The sequence below is a fragment of the Novosphingobium sediminis genome, assembly GCF_007991615.1.
GTDB lineage: Bacteria > Pseudomonadota > Alphaproteobacteria > Sphingomonadales > Sphingomonadaceae > Novosphingobium > Novosphingobium sediminis.
Genome location: NZ_BJYR01000016.1, coordinates 137,375 through 161,451, shown reverse-complemented (window position 1 = coordinate 161,451; position 24,077 = coordinate 137,375). Strand labels below are relative to the sequence as shown.

Sequence of the window (24,077 nt, the reverse complement as noted above, 5' to 3'; positions counted from 1 at the left end):
CCGCCGCTCAGCGTGCACCCTCGTTCCAGAGCACCACGCGCAGTGTCTGGAGGAGGATCAGGAGGTCAAGGAACGGGCTGTAATTCTTGGCATAATAGAGATCGTATTCGAGCTTGTGGCGCGAATCCTCGATCGAGGCGCCGTAGGGGTAATTGATCTGCGCCCAGCCGGTAATACCCGGCTTCACCATGTGCCGTTCGGCGTAGTACGGCAGCTTTTCCTCGAGGTCGGAGACGAATTCCGGACGCTCCGGACGCGGGCCAACGAAGCTCATCTCGCCCTTGAGCACGGTCCAGGCCTGCGGCAGCTCGTCGATGCGCAGCTTGCGGATCAGGCGGCCGATGCGGGTGACGCGCGGATCATTCTTGGCAGCCCACTGCGCGCCGGCGGCTTCGGCATCCGTGCGCATCGAACGCAGCTTGATGAGGTTGAAGTTCTGCCCATAGAGCCCGACGCGCGTCTGGCTGAAGAAGGCCGGCCCCCTGCTGTCGAGCTTCACGAGAATCGCGAAAAGGGCGATCACCGGTGCCGTCAGCAGCAGCAGCGTCAGGCTCGCGCAGATGTCGAACACGCGCTTCATCGCGCTCGAAATCATCCGGCCCGAGGAAAACCCGTCGGAAAAGATCAGCCAGCTGGGATTGACGGTGTCGAGATCGACGCGGCCGGTCTCACGCTCAAGAAAGGACGAGAAGTCGTTGACGTGGACGCCGGTAGTCTTGATCCGCAGCAGGTCCTTCAGCGGCAGAGCGTTGCGCCGTTCCTCCAGCGCCAGCACGACTTCGCTGACGCCAAGGTTCTCCACGTAGCGGGTGAGATTGTGGATCGCATTGCGGTTGATCGCTTCCTTGATGACCGGGGCGCTGTCGCTCATCCCGACGAAGCCGACGATGACGAAACCGGCCTCGAGGCGGTCGCCGAGCTGACGCAGCCGCTCGGCCCGCTCCCCCGCACCCAGCACCAGCAAACGCCGCCGGAACACCGCCGTGCCAAGCAGGCCGCCCAGCAGGACACGGATGAACACCAGCAGCGCCATCGCGATGAACATCGCGTAGAACAGGTTGGACCGCCACAGCGTGTGCCCGGGCACCACGAAATAGACGACCGACAGCGCGATGATGCCGAGGCTGATCGCCACAAGCAGCCGCGCGGTGGCATAGCGCATCGAACGCAGCGCATCCGAACCATAGACCCCGACCGCGATCATCGCCGTCTGGACCAGCACGGCGAAGGTCAGCAGCGGCAGCCAGCGATCACCCATCACACCGGCATCAATGCCGATCTGGCGCGCCCTGACGGTCCAGCCAAGCTCGCCCGATGCCATCAGCAGGACGAAATCGAGCAGTGCCAGCAGGAACACCGCGTTGGGGATATAGAGCTTGAACAGGCGGATCATGGTACCGCGGTCATCCGACTTCTCGGCCCGAAGCGGGCCTTCTCGCCGCCCTTCTAGGCCTCGAGGGGTAAAGCGTCGGTAAATCTGACACCCTCTTTCGCGGCGTTAACCTCTCCCGAGCCCGTATTTTCGCCAGCGAGAGGCTTCGGCTGGGGCAAATTGTCGGCGCAGTTTACAGCACAGAGATATGCACGCACCGCACTGGCGGATACGGCCAAACGCTGCCATGCTGCGCGCCATGCGGGAGAAGGAACTGCGGCTCGCACTGGTCTGCTACGGCGGGATCAGCCTTGCGGTCTACATGCACGGCGTCACCAAGGAGATCTGGTACGCCACGCGCGCCAGCCGCGCGTTTCATGACGAGGCGCCGGCCAGCGCGGGCGCCGAGGGGGTCTATCGCCGCCTGCTCGAACTGCTTGTCACCACACGCGATCTCAGGCTGCGCATCCTGCCCGACATCATCTCGGGCGCGAGTGCGGGCGGGATCAACGGCGTGTTCCTTGCCCAGGCCCTCGCAAGTGGGCAGAGCCTTGAGCCGCTGACCAGGCTGTGGCTGGAGCGGGCAGACGTCGAAGTCCTGCTCGACCCCGATGCGCGTCCGTGGAGCCGCTTCGCCAAGTTCTGGGCCCAGCCGCTTGTGTGGTTCCTGCTGAAGCGCCCCGGCAATGTCGTCAGCCGCACGGTCGGCTCGGCAACGACCCGCAAGGAAGTGCGGCTCAAGCTCTCGCACCTCATCCGAGCGCGCTGGTTCGCGCCGCCCTTCAGCGGCATCGGCTTCTCGCACCTGCTGGCCGAAGCGCTTGATGCGATGGGCGAAACCGGCGGCAACACGGCGCCGCTGCTTCCCGCTGGCCATCCGCTGGACCTGCTCGTCACGGCGACCGATTTCAACGGGCACCTCGAAGACCTCAGGCTCAACAGTCCGCCCGTGGTCGAAGAAAGCGAGCACCGCCTCGCCATCGGCTTCCGCCGCAACTGCGCATCGGGTGCGGGTGAGGATATTGCCGAGCGCGCCGAACTCGTCTTCGCCGCGCGTTCGACCGCCAGCTTTCCCGGCGCCTTCCCCCCGCTCATGCTCGCGGAAATGGACCAACTGACCCACGAGCGCAACCTTGCCTGGCACGGACGCGAGGCCTTTCTCAAGCGCGTGATGCCGAGCCGCTGGAAGCGCGGCCAGCTTGCCGAAGTTGCGCTGGTGGATGGCGCCGTGCTCGTCAACCGCCCCTTCGCGCCCGCCATGGCGGTTCTGCGCGACCGTCCGGCCCAGCGCGAGGTGGACCGCCGCTTCGTCTACATCGACCCCAGCCCGGCGCGTGTTGAAATGCACGAACACATGGCGCGTTCGGTCGGCTTCTTCTCGGCGATCTTCGGCTCGCTCTCCTCGATTCCGCGCGAACAGCCGATCCGCGACAACCTCGAAGCGCTGGAGGCCCAGTCGCGCGAACGGGCCCGCCTGCGCATGATCGTCGATACCCTGCGCGGCGAGATCGACACGGCGGTCGAGCGCCTGTTCGGCTACACCTTCTTCTTCGATCAGCCCAACCTCAAGCGCCTGACCGCATGGCGCGCCAAGGCCCAGCAAGCCGCTGCCGAGCAGGCGGGCTTCGCGTTCCATGGCTATGCGCAGGTCAAACTCGCCGGTGTGGTCACGGCGCTTGCGCAAGTGGTCGAAGAAGCGATGATCGAAGCTCCGCCGCGCGGCAGCGTCGAGGCCGAACTCTGGGCGCATCTCGCAACACTCGGCTTCGACCGGCTTGCGCAAGCGAAGGGCGGCGCAACGGCAGAGGCCATCGCGTTCTTCCGCGCGCACGATCTTGGCTTTCGGGTGCGCCGCCTCAAGCTGCTGGCGCGGCGGCTGACGCAGGACTGGGACGATGCCGAGGGGATTTCCCCTGCTGAACGCGAAGCCGCCCGCGACATGGTCTACCGCGCGCAGGCGCTCTATCAGGCCAAGCAGACCGCCGCCGGGCTGGGTGACGACTTTGCGGAGGTAGCGGCCGGGGCGCTCGCCCGTCCCGCTGCGATCCTCGCCGAAATTGCCGGCCGCCGCGATCTCACGAGCATTGATCTCGCCGTCGATGCGATGATCGTCGAGGGGCTCGGCGCAATGAGCAAGCCGCTGCGCCGCCGCTTCCTCTACGCCTATCTCGGCTTCCCCTTCTATGACGTCGCCACCCTGCCGCTGCTGCAAGGCGAAGGCATGGGCGAGTTCGATCCGGTCAAGGTCGACCGCATCTCGCCAGAGGACGCGGCATCGATCCGATCAGGCGGCACGCTGGCCTGCCTCAAGGGCATCGAGTTCTTCCACTTCGGCGCCTTCTTCGCGCGCGCCTACCGCGAGAACGACTATCTTTGGGGCCGCCTCCATGGCGCCGAACGGACGGTTGACCTCATCGCCTCGACCGCCGAGCCGCCATTGCCACCAGGCGTGATCCGCGCCTTCAAACGCGATGCCTTCCTCGCGATCCTCGAGGAGGAACGGACGCGGCTGACCGCCGAGCCGGGGCTGGTCGATGGGGTGATCGCGGAAGTGCAGGCGATGTTTGCGGGGGGATGATGGCTATCGATCCCTATCGGCACTCACCCGCTACCCGCTACCCCAAAACCGCTCATGCTGAGCTTGTCGAAGCATCATGCGCAGCGGTAGCGCAAGCACCCTTCGACAAGCTCAGGGTGAGCGGATCTGGGGTGGGAAATAGGGGCTATTCCTACTCAGTAAGGTCGTTCCACGCATCCTTGATCCGATCGAAGAACCCCTTCGATTGCGGAGTTTCCTCGCCCGTCTCGGTCGATTGAAACTCGCGCAGCAGTTCGCGCTGGCGCGCGGAGAGCTTCGTCGGCGTCTCCACCTGGATCTCGATCACCAGATCGCCCGCACCGCGTCCCTGCAGCACGGGCATACCCGCGCCGCGCTTGCGCAGCTGCTTGCCAGACTGGATGCCGGCGGGAATCTCGATCTTGTGCCGCGCGCCGTCGACACCCGGAATCTCGATCTCGCCGCCCAGCGCCGCCTTGGTGAAGCTGATCGGGCAGCGCGTGAGCAGCGTCGTGCCCTCGCGCTCGAACATGCGGTGGCGCTTCACGTGGAGGAAGATGTAGAGGTCGCCCGCCGGTGAACCGAACGGCCCCGCCTCGCCCTTGCCGGCAAGGCGAATGCGCGTGCCGTTGTCGACGCCCGCCGGGATCTGCACTTCGAGCTTCTGCTCGGCATCGACGCGGCCTTCACCGCGGCAGCTCTTGCAGGGGCTTTCGATCACTTCGCCGCGGCCGTGGCAGGTCGGGCAGGTGCGCTCGACCATGAAGAAGCCCTGCTGCGCGCGCACCTTGCCGTGCCCGCCGCACAGATTGCAGCGCCGCGCCGATGTGCCCGGCGTCGCGCCGGTGCCGCCGCACGGCTGGCAGCTCTGCGCCACCTCGACCGCGATCTCGGCCGACTTGCCGTGGAACGCGTCCTCGAGCGTAATCTCCATGTCGTAGCGCAAGTCCGCGCCGCGCCGCGCCTGCTGGCGTCCGCCGCCGCCGAACGCGCCGCCGAAAATCGTCTCGAAGATATCGCCGAGGTCGCCGAAGTCGCCGCCGCCGCCGCCAAAACCGCCCTGACCGCCGCCGCCCTGCTGAAACGCGGCATGGCCATAGCGATCATAGGCCGCCCGCTTCTGCGGGTCGGAGAGGCAGGCATAGGCCTCGTTGATCTGCTTGAACTTGGCTTCGCTGTCCTGGCAGCCCGGGTTCTTGTCCGGGTGATACTTCATCGCCAGCTTGCGATAGGCGGACTTGAGCACCTTGTCGTCCGCGGTGCGCTCGACTTCGAGCAGTTCGTAAAAATCGATCTCTGCCGACATTGCGGTTCCTATCTCAGAACAACGGCCCGCCGCCTGTGCCCAAGGGACAGGCGGCGGGCCGGTTCAACGCAATATCACTTGGTGTCGTCGACTTCCGAGAACTCGGCGTCGACCACGTCTTCGGCGTCCTTCGGAGCCTCGGCGCCCGGCGAAGCAGCAGCAGCCTGCTCCTTCTCGTAGATCGCCTGGCCCATCTTCATCGCCTTGTCGGTGAGTGCCTGGGTCTTGGCATTCATCTCGGCCGGATCACCGCCCTCGATCGCGGTCTTGGTCTCGGCAATCGCGGCTTCGATCTCGGCCTTCAGCGCGGCGTCGATCTTGTCGCCGTTCTCTTCCAGCTGCCGCTCGGTCGCGTGGACAAGGCTGTCGGCGTTGTTGCGCGCCTCGGCCGCCTCACGGCGCTTCTTGTCCTCTTCGGCGAACTTCTCGGCATCACGCACCATCTGCTCGATGTCGTTGTCCGAAAGGCCGCCCGAGGCCTGGATGCGGATCTGCTGTTCCTTGCCGGTGCCCTTGTCCTTGGCGCTGACGTTCACGATGCCGTTCGCGTCGATGTCGAAGGTCACTTCGATCTGCGGCACGCCGCGCCGCGCCGGCGGAATGCCGACGAGGTCGAACTGGCCGAGCAGCTTGTTGTCCTGCGCCATCTCGCGCTCGCCCTGGAACACGCGGATCGTCACCGCCTGCTGGTTGTCCTCGGCGGTCGAGTAGACCTGGCTCTTCTTGGTCGGGATCGTCGTGTTGCGGTCGATCATCTTGGTCATGATGCCGCCCAGCGTCTCGATACCCAGCGAAAGCGGGGTCACGTCGAGCAGCAGCACGTCCTTGACATCACCCTGCAGCACGCCGGCCTGAATCGCCGCACCCATGGCGACGACCTCGTCCGGGTTCACGCCGGTGTGCGGCTCCTTGCCGAAGAACTCCTTCACGATTTCACGCACGCGCGGCATGCGGGTCATGCCGCCGACGAGCACGACGTCGTCGATGTCCTTGGCGGTCAGCCCGGCATCGGCAATCGCCTTGCGGCACGGCTCCAGCGTGCGCTGGATCAGGCCCGAAACGAGCTTTTCAAGGTCCGAACGCGTCACCGTTTCCACGAGATGCAGCGGCGTGGTGCTGCCGCCTTCCATGCGCGCGGTGATGAACGGCAGGTTGATCTCGGTCGTCTGCGCGCTCGAAAGCTCGATCTTGGCCTTTTCGGCAGCTTCCTTCAGGCGCTGCAGAGCCAGCTTGTCGGTGCGGAGATCCATGTTCTCCTTCGACTTGAACTTGTCCGCGAGGTACTCGACCAGCACGTTGTCAAAGTCTTCACCACCGAGGAAGGTGTCGCCGTTGGTCGACTTCACCTCGAACACGCCGTCGCCGATTTCCAGCACGGAGATATCGAACGTGCCGCCGCCAAGGTCGTAGACCGCGATGGTCTTGCCGTCCTGCTTGTCGAGGCCATAGGCCAGCGCGGCCGCAGTCGGCTCGTTGATGATGCGCAGCACTTCAAGGCCGGCGATCTGGCCGGCATCCTTGGTCGCCTGGCGCTGCGCGTCGTTGAAGTACGCCGGCACGGTGATCACCGCCTGCGTCACGGTCTCGCCGAGATACGATTCGGCGGTTTCCTTCATCTTCTGGAGAATGAAGGCCGAGATCTGCGAGGGGCTGTAATCCTCGCCGCCCGCCTTGACCCACGCGTCGCCGTTCTTGCCCTTGACGATGCCATAGGGAACCAGCGCCATGTCCTTCTGGGTCATGGGGTCTTCATAGCGGCGGCCGATGAGGCGCTTCACCGCGAAGATCGTGTTGTCCGGATTGGTGACGGCCTGGCGCTTGGCCGGCTGCCCGATCAGGCGCTCGCCATCCTTGGTGAAAGCGACGATCGAGGGCGTCGTGCGCGCGCCTTCGGAATTCTCGATGACCTTCGAGGTGCCGCCGTCCATCACCGCAACGCAGCTGTTGGTCGTGCCGAGGTCGATACCGATAACTTTAGCCATGTCGTCCTGTTTCCTTGCCCATTGGACGCTGCCTTGGTGGCCCCCCGAACCGGGCAAGCCTTCGTCTATGCAGCTCCGTCACCGGGCGATATAGGTCGCCTTCTTCCCGGGACAAGGCCCCGCCCCGCGCCTATGTTACGTCTCGATACAAGTCTGGAGAGAGCCTCGATGCGCCCAATTCGTTCCCTTGCCCTTGCCACTGCCTCGGCGGCGGGCCTGCTCATGCTTGCGGGCTGCAGCGGCAACGCGCCTGAAGCCGCCGCGAGCGGCGCTGCTGCACCCGGTGCAACAGCCAATGCCTTGGCACCGGACAATGCGCCCAACGTCAGCGTGATCGAACCGGTCATCAAGCTTCCGGCGGTGCCCGGCAACCCGGGCGTGCTCTATTTCACGATCCAGCAAACCGCTGGCAAGGCCAACACCCTCGTGGCGGTCCATGTCGATGGCGCCGGCCGCGCCGAAATGCATCAGAGCAAGACCGAGAACGGTGTCTCCTCGATGGAGCCGGTCACCTCGGTCACTTTCAGCGATGGCCAGCCCGCCGAATTCAAGGCCGGCGGCTACCATGTCATGCTGTTCGATCTCGCCAATACGGTGAAGGCAGGCAAGGACGTCGAAGTCACCTTCACGCTCGCCAACGGTGACAAGGTCAGCACTTTCGCCAAAGTCCAGGAAACCGGCGCCATGGAAGGCATGATGGATCACATGTGAGCGCAGCGGCGGCCCTGCCGCCGGGCGGCGAGCGCCCGCTGACGCCCGGCGAACGCGAACTGGCGCAGGGCGTGTTCGGCACGGCGATCAACCTTGCGTCGGTGCGCATACGGCGCCGCCGCTTCTTCCCCTTCCAGCCGCGCGGCACCGTGATGGCGCCGATGGGCCATCTCCACTTCCATCCGGCGGGTGCGGACTATCGGGACGATTTCAGCACGGCTCCGCTCGGCCTGCAGGCGCTCTTCATCCACGAGCTCGTCCACGTCTGGCAAAGCCAGCAGCGCGGCCGCCTCTATCTGCCGATCATGCGCCACCCGTTCTGCCGCTACGACTACCGCTTCGATCCCGCGCGGCCGTTCAGCGCCTATGGCATCGAACAGCAGGCCGAACTCGTCGCGCACGCGTTCCTCGCGGCAAAGGGCGCGCCGCTTTCCGGCGCCCCGCCGCTGGCCGCGCTGCAGGACGTCTTGCCGTTCCCGGTTCAACTAGGAATTTCTTGATACCTTTCCGCTACTCCGGACGCCATGACCGCACACCATCCGGAAATGCTGTTTCATCTTCACCGCAGCCATTGCATTGACGCATTCGGCAAGGCGGAAACGGCCATCGCTACATTTCTCACGCGCCACGAAATGGCGAAGGCCAACGTCACTTTGGCACAGCAGCTGAAGACACTGCGGGCGATACCGGCCAACCCGCAATTCTCGAAGGCGCGAAGGGCAGCAGCGCATACCGCGCTGGATCAACTTGAACGGCTGCTCCCAGCACGCAACGATCTGGTACACGCCGAGATGCGGCTGCTGAAGGGCAGCACCTCTTTGGCCGCCTTCGTCAATCCGCGCGAGCAGGACGGCGTTGGCCGACTGGCCCGCCACTTCACGATCGACGAAATCGAAGCCTTGGCAAAGACGGCTCTCGATGTCGCCGGACGGCTGGAGGCTGCTCTCCAGCCGCCGCGGCCAGCGGCATCGGCACAAGCGCCGGTGGAAGACTGATCAGCAGCGGACCTCGTATTCGTTGCCATAGCGGTCGCGGCGATAGCAGCGGCCATGCTTCTTGATCAGCGAGCCACCAAGCGCGCCGGCCGCCGCGCCGATCGCCGCGCCGGTGCCGACGTCGCCGCCGCTCGCACCGCCTAACAAGGCACCGGCGGCAGCGCCCCCCAGAGCGCCCTCACCGGCATAATTGCGCGCGCAGCCAGCCACGGACAGCGCGGCGACTGCCATTACGGGAAAAAGGAATTTGCGCGTCATCGTTCGGTCTCCTCAAGGCCCGCCTCGAAAAGCCAAACGCGCGCCCACCGGTCCGGTTCCGCCACGCGAAAGCCTGTCCGTCACGATCTGGCGCAAACGCGGCCAGCCGTGGCATTCTCAGCCTGCAAGAAAAGGACCGCCGAAATGCCGCACGCTGTCGATACCCACGCCGTTCTCGATGCCGTCGCCGCCGCGCGCGGGGGCGTGCGCAACGTGTTCGACGATATCGATCCCAGCCGCCTCGCCCACATCTGCGTCGATATGCAGAACGGCTTCATGGAGGAAGGTTCGCCGGTCGAAGTGCCGATGGCGCGCGAGATCGTGGACAATATCAACCGCATCAGCGCGGCGGTCCGCACATCGGGTGGGCTCAACGTGTTCCTGCGCTTCACCACGCCCGACGCCGCCAGCTGGTCGGTCTTCGTCCGCCGCCTCGGCGCCGGTGCCGCCGACCACCGCGCCGCCTTCACGCCGGGCGCGCACTACCAAGATTTCTGGCCGACACTCGATGTCCAGCCCGGCGACGCAGTCGTCGACAAGCACCGCTTCAGCGGCTTCACTCCCGGCACCAGCGATCTTGATGCCGTACTCAAGGCGCGCGGCATCGATACCGTGCTGATCACCGGCACACTCACGAACTGCTGCTGCGAAAGCACTGCGCGCGATGCGATGCAGTTCAACTACCGGGTGCTGTTCGCCGGTGACGCCAATGCCGCGCTGACCGACGCGGAGCACGCCGCCACGCTGCACAGCATGGCGTTCGTGTTCGCGGACCTCTACGACACGGATGAGCTGGTGGGGTTGCTAGGCTGAGCACTACTCGACAGCCTCCGCCATCCTCCACCCTTCGTCATTGCGAGGAGCGCAGCGACGAAGCAATCCAGAGCGATAGTGCGCTACCGCTCTGGATTGCTTCGCTACGCTCGCAATGACGATCTAGTGAATCAATCCGGCTTCTTCGCCACCGCCACCATCGCCGCGCGCAGCAGGCGGTCCTTGATCATGTAGCCGGCCTGCAGTTCCTGCAGCACGGTGCCCGGCTCCACATCGTTCGACGGGATTTCGAGCATCGCCTGATGCTGGTGCGGATCGAGCGGCAGGCCCTTGGCGGCAATCCGGCTGATGCCGTGGCTGGCAAAAACCTTCTCGATCTCGCGGCCCGTGGCTTCAAGCCCCGCGACAAGGTTCTTCATCTTGTCGTCCTCGCGCAGCTCAGCCGGGATCGTCTCCAGCGCGCGGGAAAGGTTGTCGGCCACCGAAAGGATGTCGCGCGCAAACGCGGTCGCGGCATAGGCGCGCGTATCCGCAACTTCCTTTTCCATGCGGCGGCGCACGTTCTGCGTCTCGGCCTTGGCATAGAGCACGTCCTGCTTGGCCGCCTCGAGATCGCCCTTCAGCGCCGCAATAACGTCAGATGGCACATCGGCCAGCGCATCGCCGCCATCGGTCAGTTCCGAGGGCACGCCTTCCAGTTCGGCCGCCACTTCAGCATCTGTCGGGCGCGTGTCGTTATCAGTCATTTTCGCGTAAATCCGTCTTGCGTGATGATCCTGCTCAAGGATTGAGCCGTGAAATCAACCATGGGGACAACCCGCGCATAATTCAACCGCGTCGGCCCGATAACCCCCACCACGCCGACCACGCGCCCATCGCCGTCGTGCCAAGGCGCGGCGATCACCGAAGAACCTGAAAGCGAGAACAACCGGTTTTCGCTGCCGATGAAAATCCGCGCGCTGTCTGCCTCTCGCGCCGCGTCGAGCACGCCTGCAATAGCCTCGGCGCTCTCCAGTTCATCGAGCAATTGCCGGACCCGCTCGATATCGCCAAGCGCCGCTTCGTCGAGCAGATTGGCCTGCCCGCGCACCACCAGCACCGGCCGCTGCGCCGCATCGCGGCTCCACACCGCAAGGCCGCGCTCGACCAGCGCTGCACTCGCCTGATCGAGCGCCGATCTGCCGCCCGCAATCTCGGTCTGGATCGAACGCAAGGCATCGCCCAGCGTCCGCCCCGCCACGCGCGCGGTAAGGTAATTGCCAGCCTGCTCCAGCGTCGCTGCATTGGCAGCGCCCGGCAGATCGATCACCCGATTCTCGACGCTGCCGTCATCCCCCACCAGCACGACCAGCGCGCGGCCCTGCCCCAGCGGCACGAAGGAAATCTGCGCCAGCCGCAGTTCGCGCCGGGGCACCATGACCACGCCCGCACCCGCCGAAAGGTCTGAAAGCGCCAGGGTGGCCGCCGCCAGCGCCGCCTCGATCGTCCCGCCTTCCGCCAGCCCGCGCTCGATCTGCGCACGGTCAGCGGCGGATGGCTCCGCCACTTGCATGATACCGTCCACGAAAAGCCTGAGGCCCACCTCGGTCGGCATCCGCCCCGCGCTGGTATGCGGTGCGGCGAGCAGCCCCGCGTCCTGCAATTCCTGCAGCACCGAGCGGATCGAGGCGGGCGAAAGGCCCACCGCTCCGCTCCCGGCAATCGTGCGCGATCCCACTGGCTGGCCGTTGGCGATATAGCCCTCGACCACCAGCCGGAAGATTTCACGGGCGCGGGTAGAAAGTTCGGTGAGACCAGATCCTGCCATACGGCCTGTCTAAGGCGTTTTTTCCTGCCATGAAAGGCACCGGCGCCTTCCCTTCCGCCGCATTCCGGCTAAGAGCGGCCCGATCACACGAAACGGAGCACAACCTCATGCGTCCTTCAGGCCGCGCCGCAGACGAAATGCGCGCCATCACCGTCGAAACCGGTTTCACCAAGCACGCGGAAGGCTCGGTGCTGATCGGCTTTGGCGATACCAAGGTGCTCGTCACCGCCTCGGTCGAGGAACGCGTGCCCCCGTTCATGCGCGGCAAGGGCGAAGGCTGGGTCACGGCGGAATACTCGATGCTCCCCCGCGCCACCCATACGCGCGGCAGCCGTGAGGCAGCCAAGGGCAAGCAGTCCGGCCGCACGCAGGAAATCCAGCGCCTGATCGGCCGCTCGCTGCGTGCCGTCACCGATCTCAAGAAGCTCGGCGAACGCCAGATCACCTTGGACTGCGACGTCATTCAGGCCGACGGCGGCACCCGCACTGCCTCGATCTCGGGCGCATGGATCGCGCTGCGGCTTGCCGTGCAGAAGCTGATGGACGCGGGTGCGATCACCGAAGATCCGCTGACCCGCAAGGTCGCCGCGATTTCCTGCGGCATCCATCAGGGCACTCCGGTCCTCGATCTCGACTACATCGAGGATAGCTCGGCCGATGCCGATGCCAACTTCGTCCTGATCGAAGGCGGCCACATCGCCGAAGTGCAGGCCACCGCCGAAGGCGCGACCTATGACGAGGAAGGTCTGCTGCGCCTCCTCCGCCTCGCCCGCATCGGCTGCGGCGAAATCTTCGCCGCGCAGGAAAAGGCTACCGCCCGGTGACACGCCTGTTGGAGCCCGGAAAACTCGTCATCGCCACGCACAACGCGGGCAAATTGCGCGAGATCCGGGCCCTGCTGGCGCCTTACGGCATGGACTGCATCTCGGCAGGCGAACTCGGCCTGCCCGAGCCTGCCGAAACCGGCACGACCTTCGCCGAAAACGCCCTTATCAAGGCCCACGCCGCCGCCAGCGCAGCCGGCCTCCCCGCGCTCGCTGATGATTCCGGCCTCTGCGTCGCTGCGCTCGGCGGCGCACCCGGTGTCTACACCGCCGATTGGGCCGAAGCCGCGCCCTTCGAAGGCGGTCCGGGGCGGGACTGGTACATGGCGATGGGAAAGGTCGAGGGCAAACTGGCGCAGCTCGGGCCCGATACCCCGCGCGATTGCTGGTTCGCCTGCGTCCTCGCGCTGGCGTGGCCCGATGGGCGCGAAGCCGTGTTCGAAGGCCGCGCTCCCGGCACGCTCACTTGGCCCCCGCGCGGCACGATGGGCTTCGGCTACGATCCCGTGTTCGTGCCCTCAGGCGACACACGCACGTTCGCTGAACTGGACCCTGCTGAAAAGCACAAGATCAGCCACCGCGCCGACGCTTTTTCGAAGCTCGTTTCTTCGGCGCTGACGGACTGACGGCTGCGGGAGCGGCCGGAGCCATATAGGCCGCCCTCGCCAGCCGATCAGCCGCCTTGTAGTCATAGACCTGCTGGCCGATCACATTGCCCGCCGGGATGTAGCGGCACACCAGAAAGTCACTGCGGGGATTGCTGGCGATCGCGCAGCCGACTTCACGCGTGTCCTTCCACACGATCTGCGTATAGTGCCCCACATCCTCCCATCGCCCGGATGTCGAAACGTCGGGAAACTTGTTGCGTTTGAACAGTTTCCCCTCGTCGATGAAGAAGGCGATCATTTCCTCGGGCGAATAGTCCTCCCGGGTGCCTGTCCACAGGTTCTCACCCTCCCCGCCATCGGCCCCGACGGGCGCATGTTCGAACATGTCCGATGTGGCGAGCGTCTGCGCCCACTTCTTCGCGTGGTCTGAAAGCTTGGCGCTCCACACCAACGGCTTCAATCCCAGCCGTGCCCGTTCGGCATTTTGCGCCGCGAGGAGGCGCGAAGCCACCGTCTCGATCGGGGTGACAGTGACCTGCGCCGCAGCGGCTTGCGGAGCAAGCATGGCAGCAGCAGCAACGACAGCAAGCGCTCGAATGCCCGGCATATGCGCGTTCCCCAAGGTATTGGTGCTTGACTTTATCCGCCCGAATCGGGCTGGAAAGGCTTATGGCCTTTGCCCTTTATATCCACTGGCCGTTCTGCCTCGCCAAGTGCCCATACTGCGATTTCAATAGCCATGTCCGAGAGGGCATCGATGCAGGCGAATGGCAGCAGGCCCTGCTGGCCGACATGGCGCACGAAGCAGCGCCCACGGGCGGGCAGGAACTGAGCTCCATCTTCTTCGGCGGCGGCACGCCCTCATTGATGCCGCCCGCACTGGTCGCCGCGCTGATCGAGGCCGCCAGCCGCCACTGGCGCTTTGCCGAGGATATCGAGATCACGCTGGAGGCCAATCCATCCTCGGTCGAAGCGGCAAACTTCGCCAGCCTTGCCGGTGCTGGCATCAACCGCGTCTCGCTTGGCCTGCAAGCGCTGGACGACAAGGCACTGGCGTTCCTCGGCCGCCTTCACAACGCATCAGAGGGCCTCGCCGCGCTGGATGTGGCGCAGCGCCATTTCGCCCGCGTCAGCTTCGATCTGATCTACGCCCGCCCCGAACACACGCCCGAACTGTGGGACGCCGAACTCGCCCGCGCGCTGTCGTTCGGCACCGGCCACCTTTCGCTGTACCAGCTCACCATCGAGCCCGGAACGCGCTTCGCCACCTTGGTGCGCGAAGGCCGCTTCACCCCGCTCGATGACGACATGGCAGGCGATCTCTTTGCCCTCACCCGCGAGCGCACCGCCGCCGCCGGGCTCCCCGCATACGAGATCAGCAACCACGCAAGGCCAGGCGAGGAAAGCCGTCACAACCTCGTCTACTGGCGCTATCAGGACTATGCCGGCATCGGCCCGGGCGCGCATGGACGGCGCGGCGGCTTTGCCACCGTGCGCCACCGCAAGCCCGAGAATTTCCTCAAGGCTGTCGCCGCCCAGCACCACGGCATCGCCGAGATCCGCGAACTGGGCATCCGCGAACAGGCCGCCGAAGCCATCCTGATGGGCCTGCGGCTGGGCGAGGGTATCGCGCCTGCCGCCCTCGCCAAGCGCTTCGGCCTAGCCGAGACGGACCTGATCGATCCCGCCAAGCGTGCGTTCTACCAGTCGCAAGGCCTCCTGACCCAGCACGGCGAGCGCCTGATCGTGACCGATGCCGGCATGCCGCTGCTCGATGGCCTGCTCGGCGAACTCGTGCCTGCCGGGCTGGTCGCGGCGTGAGCGCGCCCGATCTACTCGAAGCCTGGGGCCTGCACCTCGCGCTAGCCCGCCGCCGCTCGCCGCACACGGTGCGCGCCTATGTAGCGACAGCCGCGCGCTTTCTTCAGATATTGCCGCCACCGCTCGACTGGGCATCGCTGGCGAGGCTCGATGTCGGCGACGTTCGCAACCAGCTGGCAGCCCGCCGCGCAGACGGCATCGGCAACGTCTCCGCCGCACGCGAGCTTTCGGCGCTCAAGGCCTTCCTTGCCTTCGCCCGCACGCAGGCCGGCGCCGGTGAAGCCCCGCCGCCGCGCCTGCGCGGCCCCCGGATCAAGAAGGGCCTGCCGCGCCCGGTCACTCCCGACGATGCGGTAAACCTCGCCGCCATGGTCGCGGACGACAGTGCAGAGCCGTGGATCGGCGCGCGTGACCGCGCGGTGCTGCTGCTGCTTTACGGTGCAGGCCTGCGCATTGCCGAGGCGCTCTCGCTCACCGCCGCCGTACTGCCGCTCGGCGATGCGCTCACCGTCACCGGCAAGGGTGGCCGCCAGCGCGTCGTGCCGATCCTGCCGATCTTGAAAGCGGCGGTGGAGGACTACGCAGCCAAGGTTCCATTTGCGCTCGAACGCAGCGGCCCCCTGTTCCGCGGTGCCAAGGGCGGCCCCCTCGCGCAGGCGATGATCCAGCGCGCCGTCGCCCGCGCCCGCGTCGCGCTAGGCCTGCCGCCCACCGCCACGCCTCATGCCCTGCGCCACAGTTTCGCGACGCATCTCCTCGGCGCCGGCGCTGACCTCCGCAGCCTGCAGGAACTGCTCGGCCACGCCAGCCTGTCCTCGACCCAGATCTACACGAAAGTGGACGCCGCCACGCTGCTCGACGTCTATCGCAGCGCGCATCCAAGGGCCTGAGGCAAACCCTACTTGCCGGCCGCACGCGGCAGCCGGAGCACCGCGAGAAGCCCGCCGAGATCCTCGCTTTCGCCAAGCGTGATCGACCCGCCGTAAAGCTCCGCCACATCGCGCACGATGGCGAGACCCAGCCCTGTTCCGGGCTTGCCGGTATCGAGCCGGGCACCGCGCGCAAAGAGCTTGTCCTTCGCTTCGGCGGGGATGCCCATGCCGTCGTCCTCGATCCAGATCTCGCAGGTCTTCGGATCATCCGGCACCGCATCGATCGTCACGAAGACCGAGTCGCCACCATACTTGGCCGCGTTCTCGATCAGATTGCCGAGGATTTCGTCGAGGTCCTGCCGCTCGATCGCAACGCTCGCCTCGCGGTTGCCATCCATATCGAAGCGCACATTGGGATAGAGCCGCACGACCGCGCGCTCCACCGCCTCGGCGCTTTCGCCCACGCTGGCGCGCGCAAGCCCCGTCGCGCGGCGACCCACGGCGCGGGCGCGGGCAAGGTGGTGGTCCACCTGCCGCCGCATCACCGCCGCCTCGCGGATCACCGTGTCCGATAGGTCATCGGCCTTCGCAGTCGCGGCGTTCATCACCACTGTCAGCGGCGTCTTGAGCGCATGGGCCAGATTGCCGGCATGGGTGCGCGCTTCTTCGGCCTGCCGCTCGGAATGCTCGAGCAGGAGGTTGATTTCCTCCACCAGCGGCTGGACTTCGAGCGGCAGCGGCTCGTCCACCCGCCGCGCCTGCCCTTCGCGCATGTCGGCAATCGCACGGCGCACGCGGCGCAATGGGCCAAGGCCGTAGTACGTCTGCATCGCTGCCATCGCGATCAGGCCCAGAGCAAGCACTACGAAAGACCAGATCAGGATCGCCCGGATTCGCCGGATCTGTGCATCGAGGTCGCTGCGGCTGGCGGCCACCGCGAACTGCCATTTGATCGGGCTCCCCGGCAGGATCACCGAACGTTCGATGATCCGCAGCCGCTCGTCGCCGAACTGCTCGCTGTCATAGACGTGCGGATTGCCGTCGAAGTGGTCACCCTTCAGCTTCAGCGTGCGGTCCCACAGCGAGCGCGAGGGGAAATCCTCGTGTCCCTTGCCGCTGATCTGCCAGTAAAGTCCGCTGTTGGGCTCGAGGAACCGCTGGTCCCCCAGCGCGCGGTTGAAGAAAACTTCGCCGTCCGGCCCAAGTTCTGCCGAGCCGACCATGGCGGTCAACATGTAGCCCAGCTGGTCATCGAAATTGCGCGTGACAAGGCCGGTCATCGTCCGGTCGAGCGCAAGGCCGCCGCCCAGCAGCAGCACCGAAATCCACGCCACCGCGATCAGCAGCATGCGCCGCGAGAGCGAGCCCGTATGCGGCGCCGTGGCGCGCGGCGCTTCCTTCTGCGCTGCGGCAGTGGCTTCGCCCGGGGCAATCACGCTGTGTTCCACGCCGTGTGCACCCTGCCCGCTCAGCCGTGCCCGCTCAGCCGCGCCCGCCGTGCGCCGGATCGTCGAGGCTGTAGCCGAGCCCGCGGATCGTGGTGATCACATCAGGCCCCAGCTTCTTGCGGATGCGCGTGACGAACACTTCGATCGTGTTGGAATCGCGGTCAAAATCCTGATCGTAGATATGCTCGATCAGCTCGGTGCGGCTGACCACCTTGCCCTTGTGGTGAAGCAGGTAGGAGAGCAGCTTGTATTCCTGCGCGGTGAGCTTCACCGGCTCGCCATCCAGCGTCACGCGGCCCGAACGCGTATCCAGCCGCACACCGCCCGCGATCAGTTCGGACGAGGAATTGCCCGAAGCGCGGCGGATCAGCGCGCGTAGGCGGGCGATCAGTTCCTCGCTCTGGAACGGCTTTGCCAGATAATCATCGGCTCCGGCATCGAGGCCTGCCACTTTGTCCGACCAGCTGTCGCGCGCGGTCAGCACCAGCACCGGGAACTTGCGCCCCTCCTTGCGCCACATGCCCAGCACCGTCAGCCCGTCGATCTCCGGCAGGCCGAGGTCGAGGATCACCGCGTCGTAATCTTCGGTCGAGCCCATGAAGTGCCCGTCCTCGCCGTCGACCGAAAGATCGACCGCATAGCCATTGGCTTCGAGCGTGGACTTGAGCTGCTTGCCGAGGGTGGGTTCGTCCTCGACGATCAGAATGCGCATCGCTTGCCCCTTGCTGCGCCCGCTGCGGGCGGGACCACTATTCGCCCCGAGTGATGGAGCGACAAACCTGAACGGTCAAGGAACGGGCCGTTCTGCTGCGCGCAAGGCTGGGGGAATCAGTGCGATTCGCCAAGTATCTGCCCGGTCCGCGCATCAACATCGACGAACACGACGCGCCCGTCCTGAATGAACTTCAGGCGATAGGCCATCGCAGTCGGATCGTATTCGGGGCCAAGGTACTGCATGCCGCGCTTCATCGGCAGCACGCGCGCTTCGATCTCGCGCAGCGAACGGACGTTGCCGTTGCGCAAATCAAGCCGCGCCTCGCGCTGCTCATCGGCACGGCGCTGCTGCGCATCGGCCGCGGGGGCAAACGAAACGAGAAGGCAGAGGGCGAAAACTGATGAAGTCCAACGCATGATGCGCAGCGCCATAGCCTGAGGCCTTTGAATAGCTTGTGAACGCGCGGCCAGGTTTGGTCCCCCCATTGCCGCTCCCCTGCTCCACTCTATGGCAGATCAGGCGCACGGGTGCCAAGCTGATACTGGACCTCGCCGCGCCGCACCGCTAAGCGCGCCAACATCATGGCAGCAGCACCAATTCTCAGCTGGGAAGGCCTCGGCCTCAACCAGGGCACGCATTGGCTGTTTCAGGGCCTCGATCTCCAGATCGGCCCGCGCGACCGGCTTGCCCTCATCGGCCGCAATGGCGCCGGCAAAACCACCTTGCTCAAGCTCATCGCCGGCACGGTGGATGCCGACAAGGGCACCCGCTCGGTCCAGCCCGGCACGCGCGTCGTCACGCTGGAGCAGGACCCGTTCTTCACCGGCTACGAGACGCTGATGGACTTCGCCCTTTCGGGCAAGGACGCCCCGCCGCGCCACGAAGTCGAATCCATCGCCGGGCAACTCGGCATCGACCTCAGCCGCAAGGCAGACAGCGCCTCGGGCGGTGAACGCCGCCGCGCCGCGCTCGCCCGCGCGCTGGCCAGCGAGCCCGACCTGCTGCTGCTCGACGAGCCGACCAACCACCTCGATCTCGCCGCGATCGAATGGCTGGAATCGTGGGTCCAGCGCTACAACGGCGCCTTCGTCGTCATCAGCCACGACCGCACTTTCCTCGAACGCCTGACCAAGGCGACGCTGTGGCTGGATCGCGGCGCGATCCGCCGCCGCGAGATTGGCTTCGGCGGCTATGAAGCGTGGATGGAAGCAGTCTACGCCGAGGAAGCCCGCGCTGCCGAAAAGCTCGACGCCAAGCTCAAGATCGAAGCCCACTGGCTCGAACGCGGCGTCACCGCGCGGCGCAAGCGCAACATGGGCCGCCTCGAAAAGCTCTGGGAAATGCGCGCCGCTCGCGCCGCAATGATGAGCCCGCAGGGCACCGCCAAGATCAGCCTCGGAAGCGACGATGCGAAGAGCAAGGCGGTCATTGTGGCAGACAAGATCACCAAGCGCTTCGGCGAACGCGTGATCGTCAAGGACTTCTCCCTGCGCATCATGCGCAAGGACCGCATCGGCCTCGTCGGCGCGAACGGCGCGGGCAAGACGACGCTCCTCAAGCTCCTCACCGGCGAACTGGAGCCCGACAGCGGCACCGTCACGCTGGCGAAAACGCTCACCCCCGTTATCATCGACCAGCAGCGCAGCCTGATGGCGCCCGAAAAGCGCATCCGCGATGTCCTCGCCGAAGGCAGCGACTGGATCGACGTGCAGGGCGTGCGCAAGCACATCCACGGCTACCTCAAGGAATTCCTGTTCGATCCCGGCATGGTCGAAGCGCGTGTCGGCACGCTCTCCGGCGGCGAACGCTCGCGGCTCCTCCTCGCGCGCGAATTCGCCCGCCCCTCCAGCCTCCTCGTACTCGACGAGCCGACCAACGACCTCGATCTCGAAACGCTGGACCTCCTGCAGGAAGTGATTTCGGACTACGACGGCACCGTCCTAATCGTCAGCCACGACCGCGATTTCCTTGATCGCACCGTCACGATCACGCTCGGCATGGATGGTTCGGGCAAGGTCGATGTGGTCGCCGGCGGCTACGCCGACTGGGAAAAGCAGCGCAAGGCACGCCTCGCCGGCAAGCCGGTTGCGCGGACCGAAACCGCAGACAAGGCGGCAACTCCGCCCCCGCCGCCTCCGCCCAAGAAGGCAAAGCTCTCCTACAAGGACCAGCGGGACTACGAACTGCTGCCCGACCGCATCGCCGAACTCGAAGCGCAAATGGCCCGCGACGAAGCCGCGCTGGCGGATCCGGACCTCTACACCAAGAACCCCGCCCGCTTCGCCGCCCTCACCGCCTCGCTGGACAAGTCCCGCGCCGAAAAGGACGCAGCGGAAGAACGCTGGCTGGAACTGGCGGAGATGGTGGAGGGGTGAGAGTGTTGGGCGCTGCCGGAAGGACAGCAATCGCCAGATCCCCCCGTTCGCCATTGCGAGCGTAGCGAAGCAATCCAGAGCCGCTCAGAACCGCCATGAATTGCTTCGCTACGCTCGCAATGACGAAGCGAGGCAGTCCGCTAACGCCTAGTTGTGTACGTTCAGCCCCCGTCCTTGTGGCCGTCTGCGGGAAAGCGCTTTTCGACTAAATCGAAGTGTTCGCTTGTCGCGAACCCGCCACCAAGATCGTAAAGATAGAGGGTCACGGGGCATAGTTTCTCGTTTGCCCATGCTACTGCCTCCTGGACCGAAACAGCCTCAAGCGCCTCGTAATCGACTGTCAGTGATGGATCGCTTTCAGGAGCTTGATCGGCGTCGACGCAGCTGTTGTCGTGTTCCACCGCCTCCACGATCGCATTCACTTCCCGCCAGCGGTAAGGGCGCGTTCGTCTGTCTATGATGTTCCAAAGCATCGCTGATTTGTAGCGCCGTTCCAGTCATCTGCAATCGCCGCTAACCACCAAGGTCAGACGCGAACACCTCCCCTCACCCCCCAGCCAGCCGCTCCGCCGTCCGCTCCTCGATCCGCTTCTCCAGCATGAACAGCGGCATCGTGCCTTCCTCCAGTATCCCATGGAACCACGGCAGGCTGAACTTGTCGCCCAGCGCGGCCTGTGCCTTGGTCCGGGCCTTCACCCATGCCGTGTGGCCAATCTTATAGCTGCACGCCTGCCCGATCAGCACGCAATAGCGCTCCACTTCGCGCTGGCTGCGCGGCTGCGCGAAGCCCGTCGTCGCGACCATGTAGGCAGTCGCCTTCTCGCGGCTCCAGCGGTAGTGGTGGATGCCGGTATCGACCACCAGCCGCGCCGCGCGGAACAGGAACGACTGGAGATACCCCGCGCGCTCCAGCGGTGTGTAGCCGCCCAGTTCATCCGCCAGCTGCTCGGCATAGAGCGCCCAGCCCTCACCATGCGCCGATAGGAAGAAGTCCTTCAGGTAGAGCGGCAGCGCGCCGCCCTTCTGCGCATAGCCGCCCTGCAGGTGATGCCCCGGAATGCCCTCGTGATAGGTCAGCGAAGGCAGCGAATAGCGCGGCCAGTCGCCCACAGACTTGAGGTTGATCCAGTAGATCGCCGGGCGCGAACCATCGAGGCTGGCGCTGTAGTAATAGCCGTTCGAGGCCCCGTCCTGGATCTCCACAGGCACGCGGCGGATTTCCAGCGGCTCGCTCGGGAAGTTCGAAAACGCCTGCGGCAGCTTCTTCGCCATTGCCGCAATCCCGGCATTGAGCGAGGCGATGAGATCGCTTCGCCCCGCATCGGTATCAGGATAGAGCTGGTCCGGCGCATGGTTGAGCGCCGTCAGCCGCTCGCCCACACTGCCCTTGGTATAGCCCGCCGCCTTGAGGATCGCATCGAGTTTGCCGGTGATGTCGGCGACCTGCTCGAGTCCGATCTTATGGACTTCTTCCGGGCTCAGCTTGGTCGTCGTCGCCTCGGCCAGAGCTGCTGCATAGATCGCATCGCCGCCGCGCACGCGCCACGCGCCGTCGCCTGCCGGGGTCTTGGCCCGCAGCGCGCCCACCAGGGCGATCTGCCGGTCGAGCGCGGGATAGACTGCGTCCTTGACGATCTTCGCCGCCTGCCCCGCCCAATCGCCGGCGATGCCCTTGGCCGTGGTCCGCCGCGACAGCGACAGCACCAGCGAGCTCGCCTCAGGCGCGGGCGCGCGCAACTTGGCAAGCTGCCCGAGCGTCAGATCGAGCGACCAGCGCGGCGCAATCAGCCCGCGTGCCGCCAGCCGCTTCTGCCCCGCGCTGTCCTCGTCGAGGGCAAAGGCAAAGGCCTTGAGGCGCGCCAGATAGGCTTCGGCATCAGCCGCCGTCTCCACCGGATGCTGGCTATCGAGCATGTCCGGCACTTCGAAGTAGACGCCCTGCTGCTGCGTGATCGGATAGGGCTGCTGCACGCCTTCGATGCCGAAGGGCACACCCGCCAGCCGCCGCTCGAACATGTAGGTCAGGAGCTCACGCTGGCGCTGCACGGCCGGGCTCAACGCGGCCGGATCGACTCCGCGCATCGCGGCAAGGCCCGCGCGGTCGAACGCCTGAACCGCAGCCCGTCCCGCCTCGCTCTTGTCATCGAGCCGCGACCGCAGCGCAGCGCGCACGCCGGTATCGAGCCCGAGCCCGGTGGCATGCTGCGGCGTGACCAGCAGGTTGTCGTAAAACAGCTTGTCGGCCAGCGCGGCAAAGGCCGCATCGCCCGGCGCGGCAGCCCCCGCCGCAAAGGCCTTCGCCGGCAGCCAGGTGCTGAGCGCCGCGGTGGCCGCACCGGCCAGAAATTCACGTCTTTCCATGGATTAGGCTCCCGCAATTCGGATAGCCCAACCGCTCGCATATCCCCGTACCGGGAGGCAACCCGGTCCTCGGGTCATGTGGGGGAAATCCTCACGCCATGCCGTAAAAGCCCGCGACCCGGTCAAGCGCCAGTTCGAGCACCAGCTTGCCGCTGCGGGCCGGCCAGGCCAACGCCTTCTCTGCCGCTGGCACACCCTCGCCCGCGCAAACCACGCGCCAGAGGATGTCGGATAGCCCCGGACCCGCCGCCGCGATTGCCCCGTCAAACCGCCGCTTTGCCGCAAGTTGCCGCTCGCCCGCCGTCAGCCCCTGCTCGCCCCCGGCAATGCGCACCGGATCCCAGCGCATCGTCACCGAAGGCGCGAGTTCGGCGCGCTCCCAGTCTGCACGCAGCCGCTCCCCGGCGCCGAACTGCCGATCATTGAGATGCCCGCGTGCGTGCAGCCATGTGAGTGGCGATTCGGCGAGGTTCACCTTGACGCTGCGCACTGCTCCCCGCCCCGCGCCCGGCCGCATTCCGTCAACCCGCCGCGGTCCTTCCTCAGTCAATTCGCGCTCGACCAGAAACTGCGCCATGGCACCCTCCACTAGAAACAAATCAGGAACAATTTCGCTATTGCCGTAGAGGATCGCGTGTAGGAAAGCACAAAACTTGCCGCAGCGCACAAAAGCTGTAAAAGTACGCAAGTGGCCACTAAGAGTGCCCCCGACATGATTAACCGCATCCGCGATATCCGCCGTCAAAAGGGCCTCACCTTGGCCGATGTCGCTGCGCGCTGTGCGCCGCCGACGACGGCACAAACAATTGGCCGTCTCGAAACGGGCATGCGTTCGCTCTCCCTCGGCTGGATGAACCGCATCGCCGCTGCGCTAGATGTCGATCCGCAATTGCTGGTGAAGGCTGAGGTCGACAGCGAACCGCAGATCATTGCACGGCTCGCCGTGACCGGCGCGGAAGCCTTGACCAAGCCAATGTCCGCGGTGTTCCCGGTCGGCCCGGGCTCTGCACGGCTTGTCGTGATGACGGTGGAAGCGAGCGCGGGTGAATACCGCGCCGGCGATCAGGTCTGGCTGCGACAGGTTGGTCCGGATGATTTCGGCCGCGCGCTCAACCGCGATGTGCTGGCCCCCCGCCCCGGCGGCCGCTTCGCCTTCGGCCGCATGATCGATCGCGATGGAGACCGCGTCGCTCTGCTCCCGCCCGGTGTCGGCCAGCGGCAGGTGGTGATCGATCACCCGGCCTGGATCGGCGTCGCCGAACTGCTCGTCCGCTCGCTCTGACAATCCGCG

General features: G+C 65.9%; 24 protein-coding genes. 11 read left to right on the top strand and 13 right to left on the bottom strand.

Annotation, left to right across the window (positions count from 1 at the left end; translation table 11 throughout):
- Positions 1-7 precede the first annotated feature (7 nt).
- A complete protein-coding gene (locus NSE01_RS12895) occupies positions 8-1,393 on the bottom strand; it encodes a TIGR03013 family XrtA/PEP-CTERM system glycosyltransferase (protein ID WP_147160039.1) in 1,386 nt (461 codons plus the stop codon).
- A gap of 238 nt (positions 1,394-1,631) precedes the next feature.
- Here NSE01_RS12895 and NSE01_RS12890 point away from each other — a divergent pair, with 238 nt between their 5' ends.
- The gene (locus NSE01_RS12890; RefSeq protein WP_147160063.1) at positions 1,632-3,950 is read left to right on the top strand and encodes a patatin-like protein; all 2,319 of its coding nucleotides are present in this window, start codon (positions 1,632-1,634) and stop codon (positions 3,948-3,950) included.
- A gap of 151 nt (positions 3,951-4,101) precedes the next feature.
- On the opposite strand, the gene dnaJ is transcribed toward NSE01_RS12890, so the two are convergent.
- Positions 4,102-5,235, bottom strand: a complete 1,134-nt coding sequence (gene dnaJ / locus NSE01_RS12885; protein WP_147160038.1) for a molecular chaperone DnaJ — start codon at positions 5,233-5,235, stop codon at positions 4,102-4,104.
- Positions 5,236-5,309: 74 nt separating this feature from the next.
- Positions 5,310-7,217: a molecular chaperone DnaK gene (gene dnaK / locus NSE01_RS12880; RefSeq protein WP_147160037.1), complete on the bottom strand. Its 1,908-nt coding sequence runs from the start codon at positions 7,215-7,217 to the stop codon at positions 5,310-5,312.
- A 168-nt stretch (positions 7,218-7,385) separates the two neighbouring features.
- Here dnaK and NSE01_RS12875 point away from each other — a divergent pair, with 168 nt between their 5' ends.
- From NSE01_RS12875 to NSE01_RS12865, 3 genes are read left to right on the top strand one after another with little or no spacing between them, the layout of a single operon-like run.
- Complete coding sequence (locus NSE01_RS12875) at positions 7,386-7,928, top strand: copper chaperone PCu(A)C (RefSeq protein ID WP_170233835.1); 543 nt, start codon at positions 7,386-7,388, stop codon at positions 7,926-7,928.
- A complete protein-coding gene (locus tag NSE01_RS12870) occupies positions 7,925-8,428 on the top strand; it encodes a vgr related protein (protein WP_246135198.1) in 504 nt (167 codons plus the stop codon). Before NSE01_RS12875 ends, NSE01_RS12870 begins: the two co-directional genes overlap by 4 nt.
- A gap of 24 nt (positions 8,429-8,452) precedes the next feature.
- Complete coding sequence (locus tag NSE01_RS12865) at positions 8,453-8,923, top strand: hypothetical protein (RefSeq protein WP_147160035.1); 471 nt, start codon at positions 8,453-8,455, stop codon at positions 8,921-8,923.
- Here the strand turns inward: NSE01_RS12865 and NSE01_RS12860 are convergent, their stop codons facing one another.
- The gene (locus NSE01_RS12860) at positions 8,924-9,181 is read right to left on the bottom strand and encodes a YMGG-like glycine zipper-containing protein (RefSeq protein ID WP_147160034.1); all 258 of its coding nucleotides are present in this window, start codon (positions 9,179-9,181) and stop codon (positions 8,924-8,926) included.
- Positions 9,182-9,325: 144 nt separating this feature from the next.
- Here NSE01_RS12860 and NSE01_RS12855 point away from each other — a divergent pair, with 144 nt between their 5' ends.
- The gene (locus tag NSE01_RS12855; protein WP_147160033.1) at positions 9,326-9,994 is read left to right on the top strand and encodes a cysteine hydrolase family protein; all 669 of its coding nucleotides are present in this window, start codon (positions 9,326-9,328) and stop codon (positions 9,992-9,994) included.
- A gap of 131 nt (positions 9,995-10,125) precedes the next feature.
- Here NSE01_RS12855 and NSE01_RS12850 read toward each other — a convergent pair whose 3' ends face one another.
- The gene (locus tag NSE01_RS12850) at positions 10,126-10,701 is read right to left on the bottom strand and encodes a nucleotide exchange factor GrpE (RefSeq protein ID WP_147160032.1); all 576 of its coding nucleotides are present in this window, start codon (positions 10,699-10,701) and stop codon (positions 10,126-10,128) included.
- Positions 10,698-11,762 (bottom strand): heat-inducible transcriptional repressor HrcA, encoded by a 1,065-nt coding sequence (gene hrcA / locus NSE01_RS12845; RefSeq protein WP_147160031.1) that lies wholly within the window; start codon positions 11,760-11,762, stop codon positions 10,698-10,700. The genes NSE01_RS12850 and hrcA overlap by 4 nt, the downstream gene beginning before the upstream one ends.
- A 107-nt stretch (positions 11,763-11,869) precedes the next feature.
- Here hrcA and rph point away from each other — a divergent pair, with 107 nt between their 5' ends.
- Positions 11,870-12,586: a ribonuclease PH gene (rph, locus tag NSE01_RS12840; protein ID WP_147160030.1), complete on the top strand. Its 717-nt coding sequence runs from the start codon at positions 11,870-11,872 to the stop codon at positions 12,584-12,586.
- Positions 12,583-13,212 carry an RdgB/HAM1 family non-canonical purine NTP pyrophosphatase gene (rdgB, locus tag NSE01_RS12835; protein WP_147160029.1) on the top strand — a complete coding sequence of 210 codons (630 nt, stop codon included), beginning with the start codon at positions 12,583-12,585 and terminating at the stop codon, positions 13,210-13,212. Before rph ends, rdgB begins: the two co-directional genes overlap by 4 nt.
- On the opposite strand, the gene NSE01_RS12830 is transcribed toward rdgB, so the two are convergent.
- Positions 13,157-13,801, bottom strand: a complete 645-nt coding sequence (locus tag NSE01_RS12830; protein WP_147160028.1) for a CAP domain-containing protein — start codon at positions 13,799-13,801, stop codon at positions 13,157-13,159. The two genes, rdgB and NSE01_RS12830, sit on opposite strands and share 56 nt — an antisense overlap.
- 62 nt (positions 13,802-13,863) lie before the next feature.
- On the opposite strand from NSE01_RS12830, the gene hemW reads away from it, so the two are divergent.
- Positions 13,864-15,015, top strand: coding sequence for a radical SAM family heme chaperone HemW (hemW, locus tag NSE01_RS12825; protein ID WP_147160027.1), 1,152 nt, complete (start codon positions 13,864-13,866; stop codon positions 15,013-15,015).
- The gene (locus NSE01_RS12820) at positions 15,012-15,905 is read left to right on the top strand and encodes a tyrosine recombinase XerC (RefSeq protein ID WP_147160026.1); all 894 of its coding nucleotides are present in this window, start codon (positions 15,012-15,014) and stop codon (positions 15,903-15,905) included. Before hemW ends, NSE01_RS12820 begins: the two co-directional genes overlap by 4 nt.
- Positions 15,906-15,913: 8 nt before the next feature.
- On the opposite strand, the gene NSE01_RS12815 is transcribed toward NSE01_RS12820, so the two are convergent.
- The 3 genes from NSE01_RS12815 to NSE01_RS12805 form a co-directional block, all read right to left on the bottom strand.
- Positions 15,914-17,236 (bottom strand): sensor histidine kinase, encoded by a 1,323-nt coding sequence (locus tag NSE01_RS12815; protein WP_147160061.1) that lies wholly within the window; start codon positions 17,234-17,236, stop codon positions 15,914-15,916.
- A 133-nt stretch (positions 17,237-17,369) separates the two neighbouring features.
- Positions 17,370-18,047, bottom strand: coding sequence for a response regulator transcription factor (locus NSE01_RS12810; RefSeq protein ID WP_147160025.1), 678 nt, complete (start codon positions 18,045-18,047; stop codon positions 17,370-17,372).
- Positions 18,048-18,163: 116 nt separating this feature from the next.
- Entirely contained in the window at positions 18,164-18,481 is a 318-nt protein-coding gene (locus tag NSE01_RS12805) for a PepSY domain-containing protein (protein WP_170233834.1), read from the bottom strand.
- Between the two features lie 150 nt (positions 18,482-18,631).
- Here NSE01_RS12805 and NSE01_RS12800 point away from each other — a divergent pair, with 150 nt between their 5' ends.
- Positions 18,632-20,425 (top strand): ABC-F family ATP-binding cassette domain-containing protein, encoded by a 1,794-nt coding sequence (locus NSE01_RS12800; RefSeq protein ID WP_147160024.1) that lies wholly within the window; start codon positions 18,632-18,634, stop codon positions 20,423-20,425.
- A gap of 161 nt (positions 20,426-20,586) precedes the next feature.
- On the opposite strand, the gene NSE01_RS12795 is transcribed toward NSE01_RS12800, so the two are convergent.
- From NSE01_RS12795 to NSE01_RS12785, 3 genes are all read right to left on the bottom strand, one after another.
- Positions 20,587-20,898: a hypothetical protein gene (locus NSE01_RS12795; protein WP_147160023.1), complete on the bottom strand. Its 312-nt coding sequence runs from the start codon at positions 20,896-20,898 to the stop codon at positions 20,587-20,589.
- Between the two features lie 73 nt (positions 20,899-20,971).
- Positions 20,972-22,786, bottom strand: coding sequence for a DUF885 domain-containing protein (locus NSE01_RS12790; protein ID WP_147160022.1), 1,815 nt, complete (start codon positions 22,784-22,786; stop codon positions 20,972-20,974).
- A 91-nt stretch (positions 22,787-22,877) separates the two neighbouring features.
- On the bottom strand, positions 22,878-23,363 hold the full coding sequence (locus NSE01_RS12785) for a DUF6456 domain-containing protein (protein WP_147160021.1): 486 nt from the start codon (positions 23,361-23,363) through the stop codon (positions 22,878-22,880).
- 135 nt (positions 23,364-23,498) lie between these two features.
- On the opposite strand from NSE01_RS12785, the gene NSE01_RS12780 reads away from it, so the two are divergent.
- Positions 23,499-24,068 (top strand): helix-turn-helix domain-containing protein, encoded by a 570-nt coding sequence (locus tag NSE01_RS12780; RefSeq protein ID WP_147160020.1) that lies wholly within the window; start codon positions 23,499-23,501, stop codon positions 24,066-24,068.
- Positions 24,069-24,077 lie beyond the last annotated feature (9 nt).